This window comes from uncultured Sphingomonas sp. (assembly GCF_937871615.1).
In the GTDB taxonomy this organism is placed as follows: Bacteria; Pseudomonadota; Alphaproteobacteria; order Sphingomonadales; family Sphingomonadaceae; genus Sphingomonas.
In genome coordinates this window covers 71739-94890 of the sequence record NZ_CALMPA010000012.1, presented here as the reverse complement: position 1 = coordinate 94890, position 23152 = coordinate 71739, and the positions used below count along the sequence as shown (strand labels likewise).

The 23152-nt window shown below is 64.6% G+C and carries 18 protein-coding genes and 3 tRNA genes; 6 read left to right on the top strand and 15 right to left on the bottom strand.

What is annotated here, in order from left to right:
• Nucleotides 1-112: 112 nt before the first annotated feature.
• The 4 genes from Q0316_RS02100 to lon all read right to left on the bottom strand — a co-directional run bounded on the left by Q0316_RS02100 (nucleotide 113) and on the right by lon (nucleotide 3985).
• On the bottom strand, nucleotides 113-775 hold the full coding sequence (locus tag Q0316_RS02100) for a PEPxxWA-CTERM sorting domain-containing protein (protein WP_298668975.1): 663 nt from the start codon (nucleotides 773-775) through the stop codon (nucleotides 113-115).
• 224 nt (nucleotides 776-999) lie between these two features.
• Nucleotides 1000-1074, bottom strand: a tRNA-Val gene (locus Q0316_RS02095).
• 73 nt (nucleotides 1075-1147) lie between these two features.
• Complete coding sequence (locus Q0316_RS02090; protein WP_179512043.1) at nucleotides 1148-1420, bottom strand: HU family DNA-binding protein; 273 nt, start codon at nucleotides 1418-1420, stop codon at nucleotides 1148-1150.
• A 168-nt stretch (nucleotides 1421-1588) separates the two neighbouring features.
• Entirely contained in the window at nucleotides 1589-3985 is a 2397-nt protein-coding gene (gene lon / locus Q0316_RS02085; RefSeq protein ID WP_298668972.1) for an endopeptidase La, read from the bottom strand.
• A 96-nt stretch (nucleotides 3986-4081) separates the two neighbouring features.
• On the opposite strand from lon, the gene Q0316_RS02080 reads away from it, so the two are divergent.
• Nucleotides 4082-5767 carry a M1 family metallopeptidase gene (locus Q0316_RS02080; protein ID WP_298669073.1) on the top strand — a complete coding sequence of 562 codons (1686 nt, stop codon included), beginning with the start codon at nucleotides 4082-4084 and terminating at the stop codon, nucleotides 5765-5767.
• 7 nt (nucleotides 5768-5774) lie between these two features.
• On the opposite strand, the gene Q0316_RS02075 is transcribed toward Q0316_RS02080, so the two are convergent.
• From Q0316_RS02075 to Q0316_RS02050, 6 genes are all read right to left on the bottom strand, one after another.
• Complete coding sequence (locus tag Q0316_RS02075; protein ID WP_367179607.1) at nucleotides 5775-6359, bottom strand: GNAT family N-acetyltransferase; 585 nt, start codon at nucleotides 6357-6359, stop codon at nucleotides 5775-5777.
• Nucleotides 6356-7474, bottom strand: coding sequence for an ionic transporter y4hA (locus Q0316_RS02070; protein WP_298668969.1), 1119 nt, complete (start codon nucleotides 7472-7474; stop codon nucleotides 6356-6358). Before Q0316_RS02070 ends, Q0316_RS02075 begins: the two co-directional genes overlap by 4 nt.
• Nucleotides 7475-7558: 84 nt before the next feature.
• The gene (locus Q0316_RS02065; RefSeq protein ID WP_298668966.1) at nucleotides 7559-7927 is read right to left on the bottom strand and encodes a hypothetical protein; all 369 of its coding nucleotides are present in this window, start codon (nucleotides 7925-7927) and stop codon (nucleotides 7559-7561) included.
• A 119-nt stretch (nucleotides 7928-8046) separates the two neighbouring features.
• A complete protein-coding gene (gene clpX, locus Q0316_RS02060) occupies nucleotides 8047-9312 on the bottom strand; it encodes an ATP-dependent Clp protease ATP-binding subunit ClpX (RefSeq protein WP_298668963.1) in 1266 nt (421 codons plus the stop codon).
• 122 nt (nucleotides 9313-9434) lie between these two features.
• Entirely contained in the window at nucleotides 9435-10124 is a 690-nt protein-coding gene (locus tag Q0316_RS02055; RefSeq protein WP_298668960.1) for an ATP-dependent Clp protease proteolytic subunit, read from the bottom strand.
• Between the two features lie 54 nt (nucleotides 10125-10178).
• Nucleotides 10179-11108, bottom strand: a complete 930-nt coding sequence (locus Q0316_RS02050; protein ID WP_298668956.1) for a glycosyltransferase family 2 protein — start codon at nucleotides 11106-11108, stop codon at nucleotides 10179-10181.
• 362 nt (nucleotides 11109-11470) lie between these two features.
• On the opposite strand from Q0316_RS02050, the gene Q0316_RS02045 reads away from it, so the two are divergent.
• On the top strand, nucleotides 11471-11662 hold the full coding sequence (locus tag Q0316_RS02045; protein WP_298668954.1) for a hypothetical protein: 192 nt from the start codon (nucleotides 11471-11473) through the stop codon (nucleotides 11660-11662).
• A gap of 63 nt (nucleotides 11663-11725) precedes the next feature.
• Here the strand turns inward: Q0316_RS02045 and tig are convergent, their stop codons facing one another.
• The 5 genes from tig to Q0316_RS02020 form a co-directional block, all read right to left on the bottom strand.
• Entirely contained in the window at nucleotides 11726-13348 is a 1623-nt protein-coding gene (tig, locus tag Q0316_RS02040; RefSeq protein ID WP_298668951.1) for a trigger factor, read from the bottom strand.
• 62 nt (nucleotides 13349-13410) lie between these two features.
• Nucleotides 13411-13495: transfer RNA gene (locus tag Q0316_RS02035), tRNA-Leu, on the bottom strand.
• 233 nt (nucleotides 13496-13728) lie between these two features.
• Nucleotides 13729-13805, bottom strand: a tRNA-Asp gene (locus Q0316_RS02030).
• A gap of 23 nt (nucleotides 13806-13828) precedes the next feature.
• Nucleotides 13829-15097, bottom strand: a complete 1269-nt coding sequence (locus tag Q0316_RS02025) for an AI-2E family transporter (protein ID WP_298668948.1) — start codon at nucleotides 15095-15097, stop codon at nucleotides 13829-13831.
• 270 nt (nucleotides 15098-15367) lie between these two features.
• Nucleotides 15368-17014, bottom strand: coding sequence for a class I adenylate-forming enzyme family protein (locus tag Q0316_RS02020; RefSeq protein ID WP_298668945.1), 1647 nt, complete (start codon nucleotides 17012-17014; stop codon nucleotides 15368-15370).
• Between the two features lie 208 nt (nucleotides 17015-17222).
• Between Q0316_RS02020 and Q0316_RS02015 the strand changes: the two genes are divergently transcribed.
• The 4 genes from Q0316_RS02015 to Q0316_RS02000 all read left to right on the top strand — a co-directional run bounded on the left by Q0316_RS02015 (nucleotide 17223) and on the right by Q0316_RS02000 (nucleotide 23114).
• Nucleotides 17223-18446 (top strand): serine hydrolase, encoded by a 1224-nt coding sequence (locus Q0316_RS02015; RefSeq protein WP_298668942.1) that lies wholly within the window; start codon nucleotides 17223-17225, stop codon nucleotides 18444-18446.
• Nucleotides 18447-18509: 63 nt separating this feature from the next.
• On the top strand, nucleotides 18510-20537 hold the full coding sequence (locus tag Q0316_RS02010; protein WP_298668938.1) for a 3-hydroxyacyl-CoA dehydrogenase NAD-binding domain-containing protein: 2028 nt from the start codon (nucleotides 18510-18512) through the stop codon (nucleotides 20535-20537).
• A gap of 73 nt (nucleotides 20538-20610) precedes the next feature.
• Entirely contained in the window at nucleotides 20611-21930 is a 1320-nt protein-coding gene (locus tag Q0316_RS02005; RefSeq protein WP_298668935.1) for an amidase family protein, read from the top strand.
• Nucleotides 21930-23114: an acyl-CoA dehydrogenase family protein gene (locus Q0316_RS02000; protein ID WP_298668932.1), complete on the top strand. Its 1185-nt coding sequence runs from the start codon at nucleotides 21930-21932 to the stop codon at nucleotides 23112-23114. The genes Q0316_RS02005 and Q0316_RS02000 overlap by 1 nt, the downstream gene beginning before the upstream one ends.
• Nucleotides 23115-23152 lie beyond the last annotated feature (38 nt).

Below are 23152 nucleotides of genomic sequence, written 5' to 3'. Positions count from 1 at the left end.
TCCGCTCAATTTCGCCACTGGCCCACGACAGGCGATAACCCATGCCTCAAAACGCAAAGAGCCGGCGGGTCATGGCGACCAGCCGGCTCCTTATGCGTCTTGCGGATTCGGATCAGGCGGTGGCTTCGACCGCGCCTTCGCGACGGCGGCGCATCATGCCCGCGACCGCACCGAAGCCGAGGATCATCAGGCCCCAGGTCGCCGGCTCGGGCACACCTGCCGCCTTGATCGTGAAGGCGCCCTGATAATCATAGTTCGCGCCGATCGGGCGATTCGGATCATCCTTGCTGGCAACGGAATATGATCCGACGATGTTAGACATGCCGCGGAACCAGTTGAAATCGGTCAGCGAGTAATTCACTCCCGAGAAATTCACCACGCCGTTGACCGGGGCGAAGGTTCCATTGCTGCCAAATGACGTCGGCTCGGTGAAGATGCCGGACAGCGTCTTCGACACGTTATTCTCTTTGAGGATCAGCGTCAGGGTATAAAAAGGATCGGAATTCCCCGCACTGGTATGCTGCGGCCACCCGTCACCCGCGATCGTCACGTCCGTGCGGCCCGGATCGAGCGCGGCGGAGGTGAAATTGTCGTTCGGGTTAAGGTTGTTGCCGTAAGGATTCTGGAGAAACAGCGTGAAATAGCTGTCGACGGTCGTGTTCCACACGGTGCCCGACGGGCCGGTCACCGCAGCCGAAGTAATGACAGGCACCGCGCTGGCCGGAACAGCAGCCGCGACGGCGGCGGCAGCGGCGATCTTCAGAATGATACGCATACCCAATCCCCTATTCAAAAAATTGGCGAACGAAAACGACCGCTGCGCTTCTTTGGTTTTTGTAGCTCGATGATGGGACTAACCCACGAGCCAATTCGTTTCAAGAATGTTAACCTTGATTCAGCGCAAGAATCGCCACCCCGGAGAATCCCGCGTTGGGACAGAATGACGTGCCCGGCGGAAAACCAAAAAGCCCGCCGATCCGCTGACCGACGGGCTCTAAATGGTGGGCGCGACAGGGATTGAACCTGTGACCCCACCCGTGTGAAGGGTGTGCTCTACCGCTGAGCTACGCGCCCGATCGCCCTGTGGGCAAAACCGGAAGCGGGCCTTTAGGCGCCGGAGCCGCGCCTGTCCAGCCCGCGCTTCGCCTCAGTTGAGCGAATCTTTCAAAACCTTGCCCGCCTTGAACTTCGGCTGGGTCGACGCCTTGATCGTCATCGGCTCGCCGGTGCGCGGATTGCGACCGGTGGAGGCCTTGCGCTTTGAGACTGCGAAGGTGCCGAAACCGACCAAGCGCACTTCGTCGCCCTTCTTCAGACTGGCCGAGATCGTGTCGAAAACCGCTTCGACGGCCCGGCTGGCATCACCCTTACCGAGGCCGGAGGCATTCGCCACCGCCGCGATCAGTTCTTGCTTGTTCATGTCCAGTGACCCCCGATGGCTGGATAGTTGGATAGGTAAGAATGGATTCGCGGCCACTACGCCGATCACGGCAGTAAGGCGCGTGGCTCGGCGAGTGTCAAACGAAACTAATCACTATCACGCAAAACCCGCGCGGGGAAGTGAACGATCCCCCGCACGCCATTGCGATCAATGATGTAATTTGCCCCCCGTCGGCGTGGTCGGCGCCGCGGGGAGCGCTGCCAGTTCGTCCGCATCGGTCCAGTCGATCGGCTCCAGCGGCTCGGTCAGCGCCAGCCGCAGCACCTCGTCGACATGCTCGACCGGGATGATCTTCAGGCCGTCGCGGATATTCTGCGGGATTTCGGCGAGATCCTTCTCATTCTCCTGCGGGATCAGCACCGTCTCGATTCCGCCGCGCAGCGCCGCGAGCAGCTTTTCCTTCAGCCCGCCGATCGGCAGCACGCGCCCCCTGAGCGTGACTTCGCCGGTCATCGCCACCTCGCGCCGGATCGCCACGCCGGTCAGCGTCGAAACGATCGAGGTGACGATGCCGATCCCCGCCGACGGGCCATCCTTCGGCACCGCGCCCTCGGGCAGATGGATATGAATATCCTTGCGATGGAACAGGCTCGGCTTGATCCCGAACGACGGCGCGCGTGCCTGGACGAAGCTGAAGGCGGCCTGCACCGATTCCTTCATCACATCGCCGAGCTTGCCCGTCGTCTTGACCGCGCCCTTGCCCGGCACCGTGACGCTTTCGATCGTCAGCAATTCGCCGCCCACCTCGGTCCAGGCGAGCCCCGTGACGGCACCGATCTGATTTTCCTGCTCGGACAGGCCGTGGCGGAATTTCTGCACGCCGGCGAATTCGTGGAGGTTCTCGGGCGTGATCGTCACCGACACAGCCTTGCCCTCCAGAATCCGGCGGAGCGCCTTGCGCGCCAGCTTGGCGATCTCGCGCTCCAGCGTGCGGACGCCCGCCTCGCGGGTGTAGCGCTGGATCAGCGCGCGCAGCCCCTCGTTGGTCAGCGTGAACTCGCCGGGCTTCAAGCCATGCGCCTGCACCTGCTTGGCGATCAGGTGACGCTCGGCGATCTCGACCTTCTCGTCCTCGGTATAGCCCTCAAGCCGGATGATCTCCATGCGATCGAGCAGCGGCTGCGGAAGGTTCAGCGTGTTCGCGGTGGTGACGAACATCACGTCCGAGAGATCAATGTCGATCTCCAGATAGTGATCGTTGAACTTGTTGTTCTGCTCCGGATCCAGCACCTCAAGCAGCGCGGAGGCCGGATCGCCACGGAAATCCTGCCCCAGCTTGTCGATCTCATCGAGCAGGAACAGCGGGTTCGACGCGCCGGCCTTCTTCAGGTTGGTGACGATCTTGCCCGGCAGCGAGCCGATATAGGTGCGCCGATGCCCCCTGATCTCGGCCTCGTCGCGCACGCCGCCCAGCGACTGGCGGATGAACTCGCGCCCGGTCGCCTTGGCGATCGACTTGCCGAGGCTGGTCTTACCCACGCCCGGCGGGCCGACGAGGCACAGGATCGGCCCCTTCAGCTTGTTGGTGCGCGCCTGGACCGCCAGATATTCGACGATCCGGTCCTTCACCTTCTCCAGCGCGTAATGATCCTCGTCGAGGATCGCCTGCGCGGCGGCGATATCCTTCTTCAGCTTGGATTTCTTGCCCCAGGGCAGCCCGAGCAGCACGTCGAGATAATTGCGCACCACCGTCGCCTCGGCGGACATCGGCGCCATCGTCTTGAGCTTCTTCAACTCGGCGGTCGCCTTGGTCCGCGCTTCCTTGGAAAGCTTGAGCGTGGCGATCTTCTGTGTCAGCTCGGCGATCTCGTCGCCCTCGCCTTCCTCGCCCTCGTTGCCGAGTTCGCGCTGGATCGCCTTCAACTGCTCGTTGAGGTAATATTCGCGCTGCGTCTTTTCCATCTGGCGTTTGACGCGGCTCTTGATCTTGCGCTCGACCTGCAGGACGCCAAGCTCGCCCTCCATGAAGGCATAGACCATCTCCAGCCTCTTGGCCGGATCGACCTCCACCAGCAGCGATTGCTTGTCGGAAACCTTGATCGCGATATTGCCGGCAACCGCATCGGCCAGCCGCGCCGCATCCTCGATCTCGGCGAGTTGCACCGAGGTTTCCGCCGGCAGCTTGCGGTTGAGCTTGGCGTAATTCTCGAACTGCTCGACCACCGAGCGCATCAAGGCGTTGATTTCGGCGCCTTCCGCAGCGGTTTCCTCCACTGGCACGGGCCGTGTCGAAAGGAAGCCATCGGCCTCGATCAGCCCGCCGAGCCGCCCGCGCGCCTTACCCTCGACAAGCACGCGCACGGTGCCGTCCGGCAGCTTCAGCAACTGGAGCACCGTCGCGGTGACGCCGATGTCGTAGAGATCGTCTTCCTTGGGATCGTCCTGCGCCGGATCGAGCTGCGCGACGAGGAAAATCTCCTTGTCACCCGCCATCGCGGCTTCCAGCGCCGCGACCGACTTGTCGCGACCGACGAACAGCGGCACGATCATCTGCGGAAAGACAACAATGTCGCGCAGCGGAAGTACGGGAAGATTCTGGCTCATGGATACTCCACAGCCGCCCCGACCGGGCGGCGAACTATCATTATATGGTGATGCGGCCCGATGCATCAATCATGCTGTGCTCATCGCGGCTTTATGATGATCCTCCTCGCGCTTGCCGCGGCCGCGCAATTGCCGGCGAAGGGAATGCCGCCGCTCACCGCGCAGACGCAGCGATCGGGCGGCGCGATCGACCCCGAACAGGCTAAGCTCGCCTTCGATCACGCCGATCTGTCGTTCGAGGTCTATCCCGAAAAGCGCGCGTTGAGCGGCATCGCGATACTCACCTTCACCGCGCGCGCGCCGCTCGATCGGGTGGTGCTCGATCTCGATCGCAACTACGCCATCTCGGCCATCGCGGTGAACGATGTGGCGCTGCCGAAAGCCGCATGGCGCAATCCCGAGGGGCGACTGACCATCACCCTACCCCATACCGTCACGATCGGCGGCCAAGTGCGCGTGCAGATCACTTACGGCGGCGAACCGCATGTCGCGGCCAATCCCCCGTGGGACGACGGGATGGTCTGGGCACGGACGCCCGACAAGCGCCCGTGGATCGCCTCCACCGACGAAGGCTATGGCTGCGATCTGCTGTGGCCCTGCCTCGATTTTCCTACCGGGGAGCCGGCGCTGGTCGATCTGCACATAACCGTGCCCAAGGGGCTGAAAGCGCCCGCCAACGGCGTGCTGCTCGGCGTCGATACCCTGCCCGATGGCCGCACGCGCTGGAACTGGCGCGCGCGCCAACCGAACACTTATGCCATCGCGCTCAACATCGCGCCTTATGAGGAGATTTCGGGCAGCTACCACAGCCGCTTCGGCAACACGATCGCGCTGCATTACTGGTATCTGCCCGGCGAGGAAGCGCAGGCGCGCGGATTGTTCGCGGAATTCGCCCCCACGCTCGATTTCTTCGAAAGCGTGATCGGCCCCTATCCGTTCGGCGACGAAAAGGTCGGCGTGGTCGAGACGCCGTACAAGGGCATGGAGCACCAGACGATCAACGCTTATGGCAACGGCTATGCCAAGGCGCCCGAGGGGTTCGACTGGCTGTTCCAGCATGAATTCGCCCACGAATGGTTCGGCAACCAGATGACCGCCGCCGACTGGGACGATTATTGGCTGCACGAGGGCTTCGCGAGCTACATGCAGCCGCTCTACGGCCTCTGGCGCGAAGGTGAAGCGCGCTACATCGTGCTGCTCGATCAGCAGCGGAACCAGATTCTCAACCGCGCGCCGCTGATCTCCGGCCAGCCGCGAACGGAAGAAGAAGTCTATGAACCGTCAAAGGGCGGCCCGGCGACGGACATTTACTATAAGGGCGCCTGGACGCTCCACACCTTGCGATGGCTGATCGGCGATGCCGCGTTCTTCGATGCGACGAGGCGACTGGTCTATGGCCGACCCGATCCGAAGCCGGGCAATTTCGCGCCGCGCTATGGCTCGACCGCGGATTTCGAGCGCGCGGTGAAGACGGCGAGCGGGCGCGATCTCGGCTGGTTCTTCGACGTCTATCTCCGCCGCGCGGCATTGCCCGAACTGATCGCAACGCGCGACGGCGATTCGCTGACGCTGCGATGGCAGGCAGGCGGGCCGTTCCCGATGCCGATCGAGCTTTCGATCGACGGCATTGCGCGCCGCGTCGAAATGCCGGGGGGTGCAGCGACACTCGCGGTGCCGACCGGCGCGCATGTCGTGATTGATCCGATGGCCCGCGTGCTGCGGCGCTCGATCGCGGTGGAGCAATATCAGGCCTGGCGCGATCGCCAGCCGCAACTGAAATAGCCGCCCCTCACCCCGCCGGGCGCAGCATCGACCAGAAGCGCGGGCCGCCTTTGGGCACGTGCCATTCATCCGTGATCTCGAAACCGAGCGCGCGATAAAAGCCGAGATTCCGCTCGGTCGCGGTTTCGAGATAGGCCGGTAGCCGCCCCGCCCCGCGCTCAAGCCCGCCGCGCACCGCCATGCCGCCCAGCCCCTTGCCCTGCGCCACGGTGTCGCATCCGGCGATATGCAGATACCAATAATCGCCGCCCGGATGATGCGCGGCGATCGCATCCGAGACGATCAGCGCGCGCCGGGCGCCGCCGATACCGAGCGCGTGGAGCAGCGCCGGCGCATTGCGCACGATCTCCCATGTCGAAAGGTCGGCATCGCCCGGCCCGCGCCACAAGGTCGCCGCCTCGCCGCCCGGCGTCACCAGCCGCATCCCCCCGGCATCGCCATCGAACAGCAAACGAAACAGGCGCGGCAGGCGGCGCGCGCGATCGGCGGGATCGGGCAATATCCAGGAAGTCGCCGGATCATCCTGAAACGCGCGCGCCAGCATCGCCGCGATCGCGTCGCGATCGGCGTTGCCGGCGACGCGCATCGTCATGGCACCACCGTGACAAACAGATAGACCGCGAAAATCACCAGATGCACCACCCCGCCCAATATCGTCGTCCGCCCGGTGCCGAGCGACAGCGTGATCGAGAACAGCGACAGGATCAGCAGCGTCAGGCCCTTGGCGCCAATACCCAGCGTCAACGGCAATCCGAGCATTAGCGACACCACCGCGACTGTGGGGATGGTCAGCCCGATCGAGGCCAGCGCCGATCCCAGCGCGAGATTGAGGCTGGTTTGCAGCCGGTCGCGCCGCGCCGCGCGAAACGCCGCGACGCTTTCGGGCGCCAGCACCAGCGCCGCGATCACCACGCCGACCACCGCGATTGGCAGCCCCGCGCTCAGCACCGCCGCCTCGATCGTCCCGGCCAGTCCCTTCGCCAGGAACACCACCCCGCCAAGCGCGACGAGCAACACCGCCAGCGCAGCCCAGGTCGTGCGCACGGTCGGCGCATCGGCATGTTCTTCCCGCCCGCCGCCTTCGGGCAGGAAATAGCTGCGATGCCGCACCGTCTGCACCACCACGAACGTGCCATAGAGGATCAGCGAAACGATCGCGACGAACACCAGTTGCGATGGCGCATAGACCGGGCCGGGCGCGCTTTCGACGTAATTGGGCAGCACCAGTGTCAGCACCGACATCGCCACCAGCACGTTGAGCGCCGCCGATACGCCTGTCTGCGTGAAGCTCTGTTCGCGAAACTGCACGCCGCCCGCGAGCAGGCAGACGCCGACGATGCCGTTCAGGATAATCATGATCGCCGCGAACACCGTGTCGCGCGCCAGCGTGGAGGCGTCCCCTGCGCCCGACAGCATCAGGCTGACGATCAGCGACACCTCGATCACCGTCACCGCGACGGCGAGCACGAGCGTGCCGAACGGCTCGCCCACCCTGTGCGCCACCACCTCGGCATGATGCACCGCCGCCAGCACGCTGCCGACGAGGATCGCTGCGGCGACAAGCACACCGGGCGTCCCCATCTTCGCCAGCCCGGCCAGCACCGCGACGATCGCCAGCGCGGGAAAGGCGAGCGACCACCATGGCAGCCCGATGCCCTTTCGGATCGACACCGCGTCCAGCGGTCCGTTGGCATGGTCTGCTGCCATCGTTCCTCCCGTTTCGTTCAGGGAACGGAATGCACCAAGCGGCGGCTTCTTTCCATCGTTTTACGAAATATGCGCGCGACAGGCTCAGTGCGCGTGGGCGATAAAAGTCCTTATGCCGATCCATGCCGCCGCCAGCACGCCACCGATCGTGACGCAAGATGCCCCCTTGATCGCGAACGTCAGCGCATCACCGCGCGCGACCGCGCGCGCGGCCATCGCACCCGACCACAGGAGCACCGCCGCCACCGCCACCCCGGCAGCGGGCACCGCAAGCTGGATACCGATCCCCAGCATCTGACACAGCCCGCCATAAATGGAAAAGCCGAACAACACGGAAAGTCCGACCATTTCTGCGGTGTTAACGGGCATGAACGCCGCGAACAATGCCCACAGGACAGCATAAGCGACAAGTGCCAAGGCGACCTTCCCCACCGCATTGCTCCGTCGATCCATGGCTATCCTTCTATCCTCACTTACTAGTGAACCTGCCGTCCGGAAGTTTGCGGAAAGACCAAACAGAAACGGGCGCCGCTCATCGCGACGCCCGCCCGATTATCCCGCCGGCGACAGGATCACGCCGCGTCGCCGGCCTTTTTCTTCTCGGCATAGACGCGGATCGGCTCTTTGCGGCCCTCCACCACGTCCTTGTCGATCATCACCTCGTCAACGCCCTCCATGCCGGGCAGGTCGAACATCGTATCGAGCAATATGCCCTCCAGGATCGAACGCAGCCCGCGAGCGCCGGTCTTGCGCTCGATCGCCTTCTTCGCCGCCGCGACGAGCGCGTCGTCGGTGAAGCTCAGCTTCACCTCCTCCATCTCGAACAGCTTCTGATATTGCTTCACCAGCGCGTTCTTCGGCTCGGTCAGGATCTTGACCAGCGCCGGCACGTCGAGATCCTCCAGCGTCGCGACCACCGGCAGGCGCCCGACGAATTCTGGAATCAGGCCGAACTTGAGCAAATCCTCCGGCTCGGTCTGGCGCAGCATCTCGCCGGTGCGCTTCTCCTCCGGCGCCGCGACATAGGCGCCAAAACCGATCGACTTGCCCTGAAGACGATCGCCGATGATCTTTTCGAGACCAGAAAACGCGCCGCCGCAGATGAACAGGATGTTCGTCGTGTCGACCTGCAGGAATTCCTGCTGCGGATGCTTGCGCCCGCCCTGCGGCGGAACGCTGGCGGTGGTGCCCTCCATCAGCTTGAGCAGCGCCTGCTGCACGCCTTCACCCGAAACGTCGCGGGTGATCGACGGATTCTCGGCCTTGCGGCTGATCTTGTCGATCTCGTCGATATAGACGATGCCGCGCTGCGCCCGTTCGACATTATAGTCGGATGCCTGGAGCAGCTTCAGGATGATGTTCTCGACATCCTCGCCGACATAGCCCGCCTCGGTCAGCGTCGTCGCGTCGGCCATGGTGAAGGGCACGTCGAGGATGCGCGCCAGCGTCTGCGCCAGCAGCGTCTTGCCGCAGCCGGTGGGGCCGACGAGCAGGATGTTCGATTTGGCCAGTTCTACATCGGCACCCTTGGCGCCGTGATTGAGCCGCTTGTAATGGTTGTGCACCGCGACCGACAGGACGCGCTTCGCCTGCTTCTGCCCGATCACGTAATCGTCGAGCACGTCGCAGATTTCCTGCGGCGTCGGCACGCCACCATCCTTCTTGGAAACGAGCGCGGACTTCGTTTCCTCGCGGATGATGTCGTTGCACAGCTCGACGCACTCGTCGCAGATGAAGACCGTCGGGCCGGCGATGAGCTTGCGGACCTCGTGCTGCGATTTGCCGCAGAACGAGCAGTAGAGGGTGCTCTTGGAGTCGCCGCCGGAGAGCTTCGTCATTCAATCAATCCTTTCGCGCCCCCGCGCGGGGGGCGGCATTCGGGCCGAGCATGGTAACCCGGCCCGTCACGAAACGGCAATGCCTGAATGTGACTAACGTGCGCCGCCAGTCACGCGGGCATTCAGGCCGCTGCCGCCACATCATCGGCCGGCGCGGGGCGCTTGTCGAACACCTCGTCGATCAGGCCGAATTCCTTCGCTTCGTCCGCGGACATGAACTTGTCGCGATCCATCGAACGCTCGATCTCATCCAGCGGCTTGCCGGTGTATTTCGCATATAGCGAATTGAGGAAATGCCGCATCCTGAGGATTTCGCGCGCCTGAATCTCGATGTCCGCGGCCATGCCCTGCGCGCCGCCCGAAGGCTGGTGGATCATGATTCGCGCATTAGTGAGCGCCACGCGCATCCCCGGTTCACCGGCGGCGAGCAGGAACGACCCCATCGACGCCGCCTGACCGATGCACACCGTGCCCACGCGCGGGCGGATGTATTGCATCGTATCGTGGATCGCCATGCCCGCCGTGACGACCCCGCCCGGCGAGTTGATGTACATGAAGATGTCCTTCTTCGGATTTTCCGATTCGAGGAACAGCAACTGCGCGGTGATGAGGCTCGCCATGCCATCCTCGACCCCGCCGGTGACGAAGACGATTCGCTCACGCAGCAGGCGTGAGAAGATGTCGAACGAGCGCTCGCCGCGGTTCGACTGCTCGATGACGATCGGAACGAGGCCGGCCTGGGTCTGCTGCAGGCCGAGGCCCGCGCTGGCCAGCTTGCCCGCGAAATCGCCAGTGTCGAACGGATTGTGCATGGAAGACTCTCTTTGCAGGATGGATCGCCAACATCGGCGCTCCGCGAGGCTTGTTCAAGCCCCGCGCGACGGGGCACGATGCGCAAGATAGGCAAGCCGCCGAACCTCGCGCCGCCCGTGCACCACCGTATCGAGGATAAGCCCGGCGAATCCGTTCAGCGCGGCGAGGATCGTCAGCCCCGTGACGAGGATCGCGGTCGGGAAACGCGGCACCAGCCCGGTCTGCGCATAGGTCGCCACCAGCGGCGCCGCGAGGATCAGCGCCAGCAGCAGTAGCAGCGCGCCGATCGCACCGAAGAACCACAAGGGCCGCTCGATACGATACAGCGTGATGATCGTGCGCAGGATGCGCCAGCCGTCGCGATAGGTGGAGAGTTTCGAAACCGAGCCCTCCGGTCGCGCGAAATACGGCGTCTCGATCTCCGCCACCGGCATCTTGAGTTCCAGCGCATGGACACTGATCTCGGTCTCGATCTCGAAACCCGCCGACAGCACCGGGAAGCTCTTGGCGAATCGGCGCGAGAATACGCGATAGCCCGACAGAATGTCGGTGAAGCTGCGCCCGAACAGCCGGGTGAGCATACCCGTGAGCAGCGCGTTGCCGAAACGATGCCCGCGCCGATAGGCCTCGGTCGCTTCGCCGACGCGGCTGCCGACCACCATGTCGAGTTGCTCGTCGAGCAGGCGCGCCACCAGCGCGGGCGCGGACGCGGCGTCATAGGTCGCGTCGCCGTCCGCCATCACATAGATGTCGGCATCCACGTCGGCGAACATCCGCCGCACCACCGCGCCCTTGCCCTGAATGCGCTCGGAACGGACGATCGCCCCGGCGGCGCGGGCCACCTCGATCGTGCGATCGCGCGAATTATTGTCGTAAACATATATCGCCGCCGTTGGCAGCGCCTCGCGAAAACCGGCGATCGTCTGCGCGATCGCGGCTTCTTCATTATAGCACGGCAGCAGGACGGCGATCGTGGGGCTCATATCGCCCCAATAACAGGATCGCGCGCGGCTTCGATATATTTGTTGGCAGAGCCTGCTTCCGATCAGGCGGTGGCCGAAGCACGACGATACGGCAATGCCGCACTGATCCTGTATATGTCCTATCCAGCGAGCGACTGCTTATCCCCGTTCGGGCTGAGCTTGTCGAAGCCCTGCACTTTTCTTCCAAAGGAGAAGGGCAGCCCTTCGACAAGCTCAGGGCGAACGGACCGCATTTGGCTTTCGACGCCGACCCATCGCAGGATCCACGATGAAAAGCGCATTCGACAAAATCGCAGACGGACTGGAAGACGCCATCGCCTATGCGAAGGGCGATGAATGTCGAGGCCGAACTGCCACGGTGAATGTCAAAGCTGTGCGCGAGGCGCGCCGCGCTGACTCAGACCGCGTTCGCCAAGACCTATCACTTCCCGATCGGCACCGTGCGCGATTGGGAGCAGGGCCGGAGAAGCCCCGACGCAGGATCAGTCGTGCTGCTGAAAATGATCCAGGCTGACCCCAAGGGCGTCGAGCGAATCATCGCGAAGGTGGCTTGATACGAAACGGGCGGGGTCGTCCAACGACAACCCCGCCCGCTCCGTTGATACAGGACGTAAAGATCAGGCCTTGGCGGTGGCCTTCTTCGCCGGCGCCTTCTTGGCGGGCTTGGCGGCGTCGTCAGCAGCCGGGGCTTCCTCAGCGGCGGCTTTCTTCGCCGGGGCCTTCTTGGCGGCGGGCTTGGCGGCTTCCTCGACCGGCGCCTCGTCCTTCGCCGCAGCCTTCTTGGCCGGAGCCTTCTTCGCCGGCTTCTCCGCGGTGTCCTCGCTCACGTCAGCCTTTTTCGCCGCCGCCTTCTTGGTGCGCGGCTTGTGGTTGTCGTGATCGTGGGTGTGCGTGCCGGTCGAGAAACCGTCGTCGCTCTCGATCGCGGCTTCCAGCGCCTCGCGGGTGGTTTCGCTGTCGGTGATCTCGGCCTTGTCGAACAGGAAATCGACGACCTTGTCCTCATAGAGCGGCGCGCGGAGCTGGGCGGCGGCCATCGGCTCCTGCTGGATATACTGGATGAAGCGCTGCTGATCCTCGCCGCGATATTGCTGCGCGGCCTGGCCGATCAGGCGGTTCATTTCCTGCTGGGTCACCTCGACGCCATTCGCCTGGCCGATTTCCGACAGAAGCAGGCCGAGCCGCACGCGGCGCTCCGCGATCTTGCGGTAATCGTCGCGATCGCTCTCCAGCTCCTCCATCGCGGCCTTCGGATCGGCCTCATGGGTCGCTTCATGCTCAAGCTGCTGCCAGATCTGCGTGAATTCCGCCTCGACCATCGACGGCGGCACTTCGAAATCATGCCCCGCGGCGAGCTGATCGAGCAGCTTGCGCTTCATATAGGTGCGCGTAAGCCCGTTATGCTCCTGCTCGATCTGCCCCTTGAGCAGGCCCTTGAGTTGCTCAAGGCTCTCAAGCCCGAGGTTCTTGGCCAGATCCTCGTCGATCTTGCTCTCGGCGGCCACCTGCACCGACTTCACGGTGAGATCGAACGTCGCGTCCTTGCCGGCCAGCTCCTTCGCCGGATAATCTTCCGGGAAGGTGACCTTGATCTGGCGCTCCTCGCCATTCTTCACGCCGACGACCTGATCCTCGAAGCCGGGAATCAGGCGGCCCGAGCCAAGCTCGATCGCCATATCGGTGCCGGTGCCGCCATCGAACGCGACGCCGTCGAGCGTCTTGCCGACGAAATCGACCGTCACCTGATCGCCGAGCTTCGCCTTGTGGCTCGCCTTGGCGTCTTCCCAACGCTTCATCTGGTCCGCGAACTTCTTGAGCTGCTCGTCCACCGCCTCGTCGGAAACGGGCACGGTCAGCCGCTCAAGCTTCAGCGCGTCGATCGCCGGTGCCGGCACCTGCGGCAGCACTTCGAGCGCGACCTTGATCTCGGCATCCTTGCCAGGCTCATAGCCCTCGCCAAGCTCCACCGACGGCTGCATCGCGGGGCGAAGCTGCTTGTCGGCGAGCAGGGTCTGCACGCCTTCCTGGATGGAGGTGTTGAGCGCGTCCTGCAGCAGCGCGGGGCCGTGCATCTTGCGCACCAGATTGGCGGGCACCTTGCCGGGGCGGAAGCCGGGCATCCGAACCTGCGGCGCGACGCGCTTCAGTTCGGCATCGACCTTCTTCTCGATGTCCTTGGCGGTGATGGTCAGCGTGTAGCCGCGCTTCAGGCCTTCGTTCAACGTCTCGACAGTCTGCATCGTCAGCCTTCGTAAAGGGAAATACGGAAGAGGTGGTGCCGCCCCGCTTCTGCGCGGGGTACTGGTGCGGGCGAAGGGACTCGAACCCCCACATCTTGCGATACTGGAACCTAAATCCAGCGCGTCTACCAGTTCCGCCACGCCCGCATGGGACACCGCCGAAGTGGGCGCCTCTATACCGCCCGGATCGCTTCGGCAAGCCGCAGGCGGAAACCACGCGCCTGATCGCTGGATTGCTCGCCCAAGGGATCAGCAAATGGCCCAGTCAGCACGGCCCGATTTGCCGCCGCCCGGACGTGAGCCGACCGCCCTACGGACGATCCCAGCCTGGCAAACATTGCTGCGATTTTCTGGAGTTACGCCTTCCCCCTGGAGAGGGATGGCGCGAGTGACGGGGCTCGAACCCGCGACCTCCGGCGTGACAGGCCGGCGCTCTAACCAACTGAGCTACACCCGCTTGGAAAGCGTGAGGCGCGCCAACTAGGCGGGGGCGCCGGGGCTGTCAACAGGGGTTGGCGAACCTTTTTCAAATCTTCGTGAACGGCGGCGTTCCTGACGCACCAATGTGCCATGCTCAAAAAGGAATCCGGCGATGTCCGGCCTGCCCGCCGCGCCAAGCACGGTTTGAATGATTACCAGCAGAGGAACCGCGAGCAGCGCGCCCGGCGTCCCCCAGATCCAGCCCCAGAAGCTGATCGAGATGAGAATCAGAATCGGGCTGATGGTCAGCCGGTGCCCCACGATCAGCGGGGTCAGCACGTTCGCCTCGATCAGATGGCAGGCATACATGATCCCCGGCGCGGCCAGCGCGGTCCATACGTCGCCGAACGTCATCAACGCGCCCACCGCGATCAGCAGCGCCGCCACGACCGGCCCGAAATAGGGGATATAGTTCAGCAGCGCGACGATCCCGCCCCACATCAGGGGGAATGGCATCCCGAGCAGGTGCAGCGCGCCCGCGACGATCAACCCGAGCGCGACGTTGATGACCGTGATCGTGCCCAGATACGAGGACACATGGTCCACCACGTCCTGAATCACCCGCGCGGTCGCCATGGCGCCGCCGAAACTGGTACGGCTGGTGATCGCGCGCTCGCGAATCCGCGTCCAGCCCGAAAGGAAGAAGAAGGCGACCAGCACCGCGTAGAATAGCTGGACGACCGCCGCCGGGGCCGAGGTGGCGGCAAGCTCCAGAATCGAGCTGGGCGGCGCGACTGCGGCGGTCGGCGACGGGCGAACCGGGGTCGCCGCGATCTGGTGCAGCGTGCGGTTCGCATAGCGTTCGAGGTTCGAATAAAGATCGAGCAGCGGCGCGAGATTTTCCTGAATCCGCCCGATTCGCTTGGGCAGCAGCCGGAAGAAGTCGATCGCGGGAAAAACGATCGCCGCCACCACCACGTTCGCGGCGAGCAGGAACAGCAGCACGCAGAACAGGGCCGCGAGCGCGGATGGGATGCGCCGCCGCTCCAGCCATTCGAGCAGCGGTATCAGCGCGATGCCGACGACCAGTGCCACCGTCGTGGGCAGGAAGAACTCCGCCCCCGCCTTCAGCGCGAACGGCGTGCCGAGCGCCACGCCAAGGCCGGCAAGCAGGGTCAGCGCGGCGAGCAGGCGATCCCGTCGCAGCGCGATCCGCGCATCCTCGATTCCGTTCGCGGTCAGCGGCAGCCCGAACGCGCCCTCCCCCGCCGGCCCGGAAAGTGGCGGCGGCGCTGGTTCATCGGATTGGTTTGCGGACCGCTCGGCCATCGGGCGACCCTAGGGGCCAAATTCGGATAGAACAACGTCGTGATCGCCCGGTGAAGCCGGTCGCCGGGCGGGCTTCTCGCAAAGCCGCGCTTTTCACGGCGCACAAGAGAGCGCGGCTTGGCCACGTAGCAGCAAAGCCACACGCAAGCAGGCGCACGGACCAGCCCTCCCCGCCAATCCATCGCGCCGCCACCGCCCGATCGCGATATTCCGGCAACGGACCTGCGCCACCGCGCCAGATGTGGATGCACGGACCGCCGACGCCCGCGATCAGGCCGCGACGCGATCCTCGAACAGCGCCTTCAGATCGCGCTTCATGATCTTGCCATTGGCGTTGCGCGGCAGCGTTTCGGGGGAGAAGCGGATCGCCACCGGCACCTTGAACGCCGCCAGCCGTTCGCGCACCCATGCCTGAAGCTCCGCCTCGGTCGCCTCGGCGCCGGGCGCGAGATGGACCACCGCCGCCGGTTCCTCGCCCAGCGTGCGATGCGGCACGCCGATCACCGCGCAATCGGTCACCGCCGGGTGATCGTAGAGGATATTCTCCACCTCGCTTGAATAGATGTTCTCGCCGCCCCGGATCAGCATATCCTTGGCGCGATCGACGATGAAGCAGAAGCCCTCCTCGTCCAGCCGCGCAAGGTCGCCGGTGCGCACCCAGCCATCGACGAAGGTTGCCGCTGTCGCTTCCGGCTTGTTCCAATAGCCCTTCACCACCATCGGCCCGCGCGCCCATAATTCGCCGATCGCGCCGATCGGCAATTCGCGCTCCCCGTCCGCGTCCATCACCCTCAGGTCGGCCACCGCGACCGGCGGCCCCGCGCTATCTGGCCGGTTGAGATAATCTTCCGCGCCGTGCGTGGTGACGGTGGCGGTGGTCTCGGTCATGCCCCAGCCGTTGGCGGGCAGCGCCTTCAGATCGGCCGCGATCTTGCGCACCAGTTCGGGCGCGGACGGCGCGCCGCCATAAGCCATCATCTCCAGGCTGGAGAGATCGAAGCGGTGGCGCTCGGGATGTTCCAGCAATTGCCAGGCGATCGTCGGCACGCCGCCGGTGGAATTCACCCGCTCGCGTTCGATGATCTCCATCGCGGGGAGCGCCTCGAACTTGCGCATGTAGATCGTGGTATTGCCCGCCGCCATCGAACTCATCAGCCCGGCGGACAGCGCCGTCGCGTGGAACAGCGGGATCACCGTCAGCCCCACCTTGTGCGCCGGTTCGGGCAATGGCTCGCCGCGCCGCACGAACATCCGCGCCATCGCAAAGCCGCTCGACAGGATATTGGTCATGAAATTGCGATGGGTGCCCAATGCGCCCTTCGGATTGCCGGTCGTCCCGCTGGTATAGAGAATCGAAACTTCGTCGTCGGGCGCGAGATCGGTTTCGGGCAAATCACGATCGGCGAGCGCCATCCACTCGCCGGGCGCGCCGATCACCGCCTCCAGCCGCTCGGCGGGCGGCGTGAGCGGCATGACGGCGCGGCTCACCAGCACGCGGGTGAGCGCGGGCAGTTCATCGCGATGCGGCGCGATTCGCGCCCAGCGCTCCTCATCCGCGATCAGCAGCTTCGCCCCCGAATCGCTCAGGCCATAGGCCAGTTCATCGCCGGTCCACCACGCGTTGAGCGGCACCGCGATCGCGCCAAGCACCGTTGCCGCGAAGAAACCGACAACCCATTCCGGCAGATTGCGCATCGCGATCGCCACCCGATCGCCTTTCTCCACCCCGTGCGCGCGAAGGTCCGCCGCCAGCGCCGCGATCGCGCGGAACTGCACCTCATAGCTGACCCGCTCGTTCTCGTAGATCGTCGCCAGCCGCTCGCCATGAGTGCGCGACAGCCGGACCAGCGCCGCCATGTGCGGCGGGACATTCTTCCACACCCGCGTCGGCCGGCCATCTATTTCCACAGTCTCCATTTCGAAACGGGAGCCCGATGCGGTAAGAATCCTCGTTGCCTCGGCCAGCGACACAGCCGGCCATGCGCTTGCGGCTGACGATTGATTCTCCACGGTGATCCTCTCCCACTAGAAAAACGGGTTTGTCGGCACTGAGGTTATGATTGATTTCAGCGCCGCTCAAGCGATAGGGCATGAAGACGATTTGAAACAGGGGTATGGAGACGGCATGAAGATCGCCAGGCCAGAAGAACACGGCTTCGATTCAGGTCGGCTGGCCGCGATTGATCGCCTGGTCAAGGAGCGTTACCTCGATTCGGGCGAGTTCCCACACGCCCAGTTGCTCGTCGCGCGCGATGGCGAGATCGTGCATTTCTCCTCACAGGGCACCGCGCGGGAAGGTTCTGCCAAGGCGATCGACGAACATTCGCTGTTCCGCATCGCTTCCATGACCAAGCCGATCACCTCCCTCGCGTTCATGATGCTGGTGGAGGAGGCGAAGGTCGCGCTCGACACGCCGGTCCACCACGTCCTGCCCGAACTGAAGAAGGTCGGCGTCTATAACGGCGGCGGCGCTGGCGTGCCGTTCATTACCAAACCTGTCGATGAACCGATGCGGATGGTCGATCTGCTGCGCCACACCGCGGGGCTCACCTATTCGTTCCAGAACCGCTCGAACATCGACGCGGCGCACCGCTCGCTGAAGCTGGAGAACTGGCACGGCGGCTATGACATGGACGGGTTCGTCGCGGAACTCGGCAAGCTGCCACTGGAATTCTCGCCCGGCACGCGCTGGAATTATTCGGTGGCGACCGACGTGCTCGGGCTAGTCGTCCAGCGCGTTTCGGGGATGCCGCTGGAGCGCTTCTTCGCTGAACGCATCTTCAAGCCGCTGAAGATGCACGACACCTTCTTCACCGTGCCCGCCGACAAGCTCGATCGGCTGGTCGATTGCTACACGCTGGAGCCGGGCAAAGGCCGCAAGATGTTCGATCGCGCGGACGACAGCATGTGGGCGACGCCGTTCACCTTCGTCTCCGGCGGTGGTGGCCTGGTCTCCACCGCGCTCGACTATAACCGTTTCTGCCAGATGTGCCTCAACGGCGGCGAACTGGACGGCGCGCGCATCCTCGGTCGCAAGACGATCGAGCTGATGACCAAAAACCACCTGCCCGGCAACGCGGATCTCGCCGCCATGTCCGATTCGCTGTTCAGCGAAACGCAGAACGCGGGCACCGGCTTCGGCCTCGGCTTCGCGGTGACGATCGACGTGGCACGCTCGATGATGCCGGGGTCGGTTGGCGAATATTATTGGGGGGGCATGTTCTCCACCGCCTTCTTCATTGATCCGGTCGAGCGGATATCAATGGTGTTCATGACACAATTGTCGCCGTCGATGATCTACCCGATCCGCCGCGAGCTGAAGACGATGATCTATTCCGCGCTGACCTGATCCGCGCGAACCACGCCTGATTCGCTCCCGTCGCGGGGCAACGACCAACTGGAGTATATTTGCATGACCTCCCCCGTACGCACCGAACGCAACGGCGAAATCCTCGTCATCATCTCCGATTCGCCGCCGGTGAACGCGCTCGGCGCCGCCGTCCGCGACGGGCTGGAGGCGGGCGTGAAGGAAGGCATCGCCGATGCCTCGATCAAGGCGATGGTGCTGCGCTGCGACGGGCGCACCTTCTTCGCGGGCGCAGACATCACCGAATTCGGCAAGCCGCCGATGGGCGCGTCACTGCACGATGTGATCGACATGATCGACGCCTCGCCCAAGCCGATCGTCGCGGCGATCCACGGCACGGCGCTGGGCGGCGGATGCGAGACCGCGCTTGCCTGCCATTATCGCGTCGCGGTGCCCTCTGCGATGATCGGCACGCCGGAGGTGAAGCTCGGCCTGCTCCCCGGCGCTGGCGGCACACAGCGCCTGCCGCGCCTGATCGGCATGAAGGCCGCGCTGCCGATGCTGGCGATCGGCGATCCGGTGCCGGCGAAGAAGGCGGCCGAGCTTGGCCTGATCGACCAGGTGGTTCGCGAGGATAACCTTGCAGGCGAGGCGATCGCCTTCGCGATGGAGATCGCAGCCAAACGGCCGATCCCGCGCATCCGCGACAGGGAGGCGAAGGCCGACCCGCAGGTGGTGGAGGAATTCCGCAAGGCCAATGCGAAGAAATTCCGTGGTTTCGACGCGCCGGAAGCCAACATCCGCTGCGCCATCGCCGCGACCGAACTGCCCTTCGACGAAGGCATGAAGTTCGAGCGCGACGAATTCATGAAGCTGATGATGGGCGTCCAGTCCGCCGCGCAGCGCCACATCTTCTTCGCCGAGCGCCAGGCCGCCAAGATCGACGATGTCGATCCGAAGACACCGCTGCGCCCGATCAACCGCGTCGGCGTGATCGGCGCGGGCACGATGGGCGGCGGGATCAGCATGAATTTCCTGTCAGCGGGCATCCCCGTCACCATCGTCGAGATGCAGCAGGAGGCGCTCGATCGCGGCACCGGCGTGATGCGCAGGAATTACGAGGCATCCGCCGCCAAAGGCCGGATCAAGCCGGACGCGCCGGAAAAGGCGATGGCGCTGCTCACCCCCACGCTCAGCCTCGACGATCTCAAGGACTGCGACCTCATCATCGAGGCGGTCTATGAGAATATGGATGTGAAGAAGGATATCTTCGGCAAGCTCGACAAGATCGCGAAGCCGGGCGCGATCCTCGCCTCGAACACCTCCTATCTCGACGTGAACGAGATCGCCGCCGCGACCAGCCGGCCCGAGGATGTGCTCGGGATGCATTTCTTCTCCCCCGCCAATGTGATGAAGCTGCTGGAGGTGGTGCGCGGCGACAGGACGGCGAAGGACGTGCTCGCCACGGTGATGGCCGTCGCCAAGAAGATCCGCAAGGTCGCGGTGGTCGCTGGCGTATGCCACGGCTTCATCGGCAACCGTATGCTCAGCCCCCGCCAGCTTGAGGCGAACAAGCTGCTGATGGAAGGCGCGACGCCGCAGCAGATCGACAAGGTCCACGCCGATTTCGGGATGCCGATGGGGCCGTTCCAGATGTCCGATCTCGCCGGCGTCGATATCGGCTGGCATCGTGATCCGAGCCGTATCGAAACGATCCGCGACGCGCTTTGCGCCGAGGGCCGCTGGGGGCAGAAAAAGCAGGCCGGTTTCTACGATTACGATGAAAAGCGTAACCCCACCCCCTCGCCGCGCGTGGCCGAGATCATCGAGGAATTCCGCCAGAAATCGAACCTGCCCAAGCGCGAGATCACCGATCAGGAGATCGTCGAGCGCACGCTCTATTCGATGGTCAACGAAGGCGCGCTGATCCTTGAGGAGAAGAAGGCACAGCGCGCGTCTGACATAGATGTGGTGTGGATCTATGGATATGGCTGGCCGGTCTATCGCGGCGGCCCGATGTTCTGGGCGCAGAGCGAAGGGCTGAAAAAGGTCGTCGCGGGGCTTGAGAAGCACGGCTTCAAGGTCGCCGAAAGCCTGAAGGCGGCGGCTGAAAGCGGCGGCCAGTTGAAATAGGCCCCTGCCCTCATCACCCCGGCGGCCCGCGCCGGGGTGACCGATATCCCGTAAAAAGCTGGAGTTGCCCTTCATGACCGAACGCTCCGCCCTTCAAACCGCCGCCGCCGTTCGCGCCGGCGAAACCACCGCATTGCTCGAAACCGAGGCGGCGATCGCCCGCATCGAGGCGCGAGACGGCCCGCTCAACGCGGTGGTGGTGCGTGATTTCGCCCGCGCGCGACACGCCGCCGCCGAACTCGATCAGCGGATCGGCAAGGGATATGATGCCCCGCTGCTCGGCGTGCCGATGACGGTGAAGGAAAGCTATGACCTCGCCGGCCTCAGGACGACATGGGGCTTCACCGAGCATCGCGACTTCACCGCGAAGCGCGACGCGGTGCTGGTGCAGCGGCTGAAGAACGCCGGGGCGATCGTGCTGGGCAAAACCAACGTGCCAGTGGGCCTCGCGGACGTGCAGTCGAACAACCCGATCTACGGGCGCACGCATAATCCGCACGATCATGGCCGCTCCGCCGGCGGCTCGTCGGGCGGCAGCGGCGTGGCGCTGGCCTCCGGCATGGTGCCGCTGGAGATCGGCTCCGATATCGGCGGCTCGATCCGCACCCCGGCGGCATTCAACGGCGTTTGGGGGCTGAAGCCAACGTTCGGCCTGCTCTCCACCACCGGCCACAGCTTCCCCGGCATGGATGGCGCGCGCGTCGCGCTCAGCGTCTGCGGACCGATGGCGCGGGATGCCGATGATCTGGCGGTCGCGCTCGACATATTGGCGGACCATCCGGTCGCCCCCGCCAAGCCGCGCAAGCCGGGCGAATGGCGCATCCTGATCCTCGCCGATCATCCCGAAACGAGCATTTCCGGGGAAATGCGCGCGGCGCTGGAAAAGGTCGGCGCGGCCTTCGCCGATGCGGGCGCGAAGGTGGATCGCAAGAGCGACCTGCTGCCCGACCTGGCCGTGCAGCACCGTGATTACATGCACATGCTCAACATCGCGATGACACGCGGCGCGCCCGATCCGGTGCGCGGCGTGCCGACGCTCGCCGAATGGTTCGACCTTGCCGACCAGCAGGCGCGCAATATCCGCCAGTGGCATGAGGTGTTTGGCCGCTATGACGTGGTGATCGCGCCGATCTTCGGCACCACCGCCTTTCCGCACGACGACACCCCGCTGCCCGAGCGCCGGCTGGAGATCGACGGGCGCGACAGTTCGTTCGCCGCGCAGTTCGCCTGGGCCGGGCTCGCCACCTTCGCCAATCTCCCCGCGACCAGCGTGCCGGTGGCAATGGGCGCGGGCGGGCTTCCGATCGGCGTGCAGGTGATCGCCGATCGCTATCAGGATCATCTTTCCATCGCCGCCGCACGCGCGGCGCACGAACTCGCATGGAGCAAGTAATGAGCGATCTCGAACTATTCCGCGCCGAGACGCGCGCCTGGCTCGAAGCCAATTGCCCGCCGGAGATGCGCGAGCCGGTCCGTACCGAGAAGGATTCCGTGTGGGGCGGTCGCGATCAGAGCGCGATGACGCCGGCGCAGAAGCAATGGATGGACCGGATGGGCGCGCGCGGCTGGACCGTGCCGGATTGGCCGAAGGAATATGGCGGCGGCGGCCTTTCGGCGGCGCAAACCAAGGTGCTGCGCGAGGAAATGGCCGCGATCCGCGCGCGCAATCCGCTCTCCTCGTTCGGCATTTCGATGCTCGGGCCGGCGCTGCTCAAATATGGCAATGAGGCGCAGAAGAAGGAGCATCTGCCCAGGATCGCGCGCGGCGAAATCCGCTGGTGCCAGGGCTATTCGGAGCCGAACGCAGGCTCCGATCTCGCCAGCCTCGCCACCAGGGCGGAGGACAAGGGCGATCACTTCCTCGTCAACGGCCAGAAAATCTGGACCAGTTATGCCGACAAGGCGGACTGGATTTTCTGCCTCGTACGCACCGATCCGACGAACAAGCACAACGGCATCAGCTTCGTGCTGTTCGATATGCGCACGCCCGGCGTCTCGACCAAGCCGATCCTGCTGATCTCGGGCTATTCGCCGTTCTGCGAAACCTTCTTCGACAATGTGAAGGTGCCCAAGGAAAATCTCGTCGGCGAACTGAACAGGGGCTGGGATGTCGCCAAATATCTGCTGGGGCACGAGCGCGAGATGATCTCCGGCATGGGCCTTGGCGGCGGGGGCAAAAACCCGCTGATCGAGGGCGCGAAGGCGACGATCGGGCTGGACGCCGATGGCCGGCTCGCCGATCCGCTGCTCCGCGCGCAGATCGCGCTGTTCGAAGTGCGCACCAAGGCGTTCGCGGCGCAATCCGAGCGGTTCATCGACGAATTGAAAGCCGGCAGGGCGCACCCCGCCCAGCCATCGATGATGAAATATTACGGCACGGAACTGAACAAGTCTCGCCATGAACTGATGATGGCGGCGGGCGGCTCGGACGAACTGGAATGGGAAAGCACGGCCTCCGATGGCGGGCACGAGGCGCGCGCGTGGCTGCGCACCAAGGCGAATTCGATCGAGGGCGGCACATCGGAAGTCCAGCTCAACATCATCGCCAAGCGCATCCTGCAACTGCCGGGCGCCTGATCGCCCCCGCCATCCAGTTATCACTCGATCCCGGCCCG

Excerpts from the sequence above, each read along its gene's own strand:
- Q0316_RS02050 (WP_298668956.1), bottom strand. The coding sequence starts at position 11,108 with ATGAGCCCCACGATCGCCGTCCTGCTGCCGTGCTATAATGAAGAAGCC.
- tig (WP_298668951.1), bottom strand. The coding sequence starts at position 13,348 with ATGCAGACTGTCGAGACGTTGAACGAAGGCCTGAAGCGCGGCTACACG.
- Q0316_RS02080 (WP_298669073.1), top strand. The coding sequence starts at position 4,082 with ATGATCCTCCTCGCGCTTGCCGCGGCCGCGCAATTGCCGGCGAAGGGA.
- Q0316_RS02015 (WP_298668942.1), top strand. The coding sequence starts at position 17,223 with ATGAAGATCGCCAGGCCAGAAGAACACGGCTTCGATTCAGGTCGGCTG.
- Q0316_RS02025 (WP_298668948.1), bottom strand. The coding sequence starts at position 15,097 with ATGGCCGAGCGGTCCGCAAACCAATCCGATGAACCAGCGCCGCCGCCA.
- Q0316_RS02100 (WP_298668975.1), bottom strand. The coding sequence starts at position 775 with ATGCGTATCATTCTGAAGATCGCCGCTGCCGCCGCCGTCGCGGCTGCT.
- Q0316_RS02075 (WP_367179607.1), bottom strand. The coding sequence starts at position 6,359 with ATGACGATGCGCGTCGCCGGCAACGCCGATCGCGACGCGATCGCGGCG.
- Q0316_RS02070 (WP_298668969.1), bottom strand. The coding sequence starts at position 7,474 with ATGGCAGCAGACCATGCCAACGGACCGCTGGACGCGGTGTCGATCCGA.
- Q0316_RS02065 (WP_298668966.1), bottom strand. The coding sequence starts at position 7,927 with ATGGATCGACGGAGCAATGCGGTGGGGAAGGTCGCCTTGGCACTTGTC.
- Q0316_RS02020 (WP_298668945.1), bottom strand. The coding sequence starts at position 17,014 with ATGGAGACTGTGGAAATAGATGGCCGGCCGACGCGGGTGTGGAAGAAT.
- Q0316_RS02000 (WP_298668932.1), top strand. The coding sequence starts at position 21,930 with ATGAGCGATCTCGAACTATTCCGCGCCGAGACGCGCGCCTGGCTCGAA.
- Q0316_RS02055 (WP_298668960.1), bottom strand. The coding sequence starts at position 10,124 with ATGCACAATCCGTTCGACACTGGCGATTTCGCGGGCAAGCTGGCCAGC.
- Q0316_RS02090 (WP_179512043.1), bottom strand. The coding sequence starts at position 1,420 with ATGAACAAGCAAGAACTGATCGCGGCGGTGGCGAATGCCTCCGGCCTC.
- Q0316_RS02005 (WP_298668935.1), top strand. The coding sequence starts at position 20,611 with ATGACCGAACGCTCCGCCCTTCAAACCGCCGCCGCCGTTCGCGCCGGC.
- Q0316_RS02010 (WP_298668938.1), top strand. The coding sequence starts at position 18,510 with ATGACCTCCCCCGTACGCACCGAACGCAACGGCGAAATCCTCGTCATC.
- lon (WP_298668972.1), bottom strand. The coding sequence starts at position 3,985 with ATGAGCCAGAATCTTCCCGTACTTCCGCTGCGCGACATTGTTGTCTTT.
- clpX (WP_298668963.1), bottom strand. The coding sequence starts at position 9,312 with ATGACGAAGCTCTCCGGCGGCGACTCCAAGAGCACCCTCTACTGCTCG.
- Q0316_RS02045 (WP_298668954.1), top strand. The coding sequence starts at position 11,471 with ATGTCAAAGCTGTGCGCGAGGCGCGCCGCGCTGACTCAGACCGCGTTC.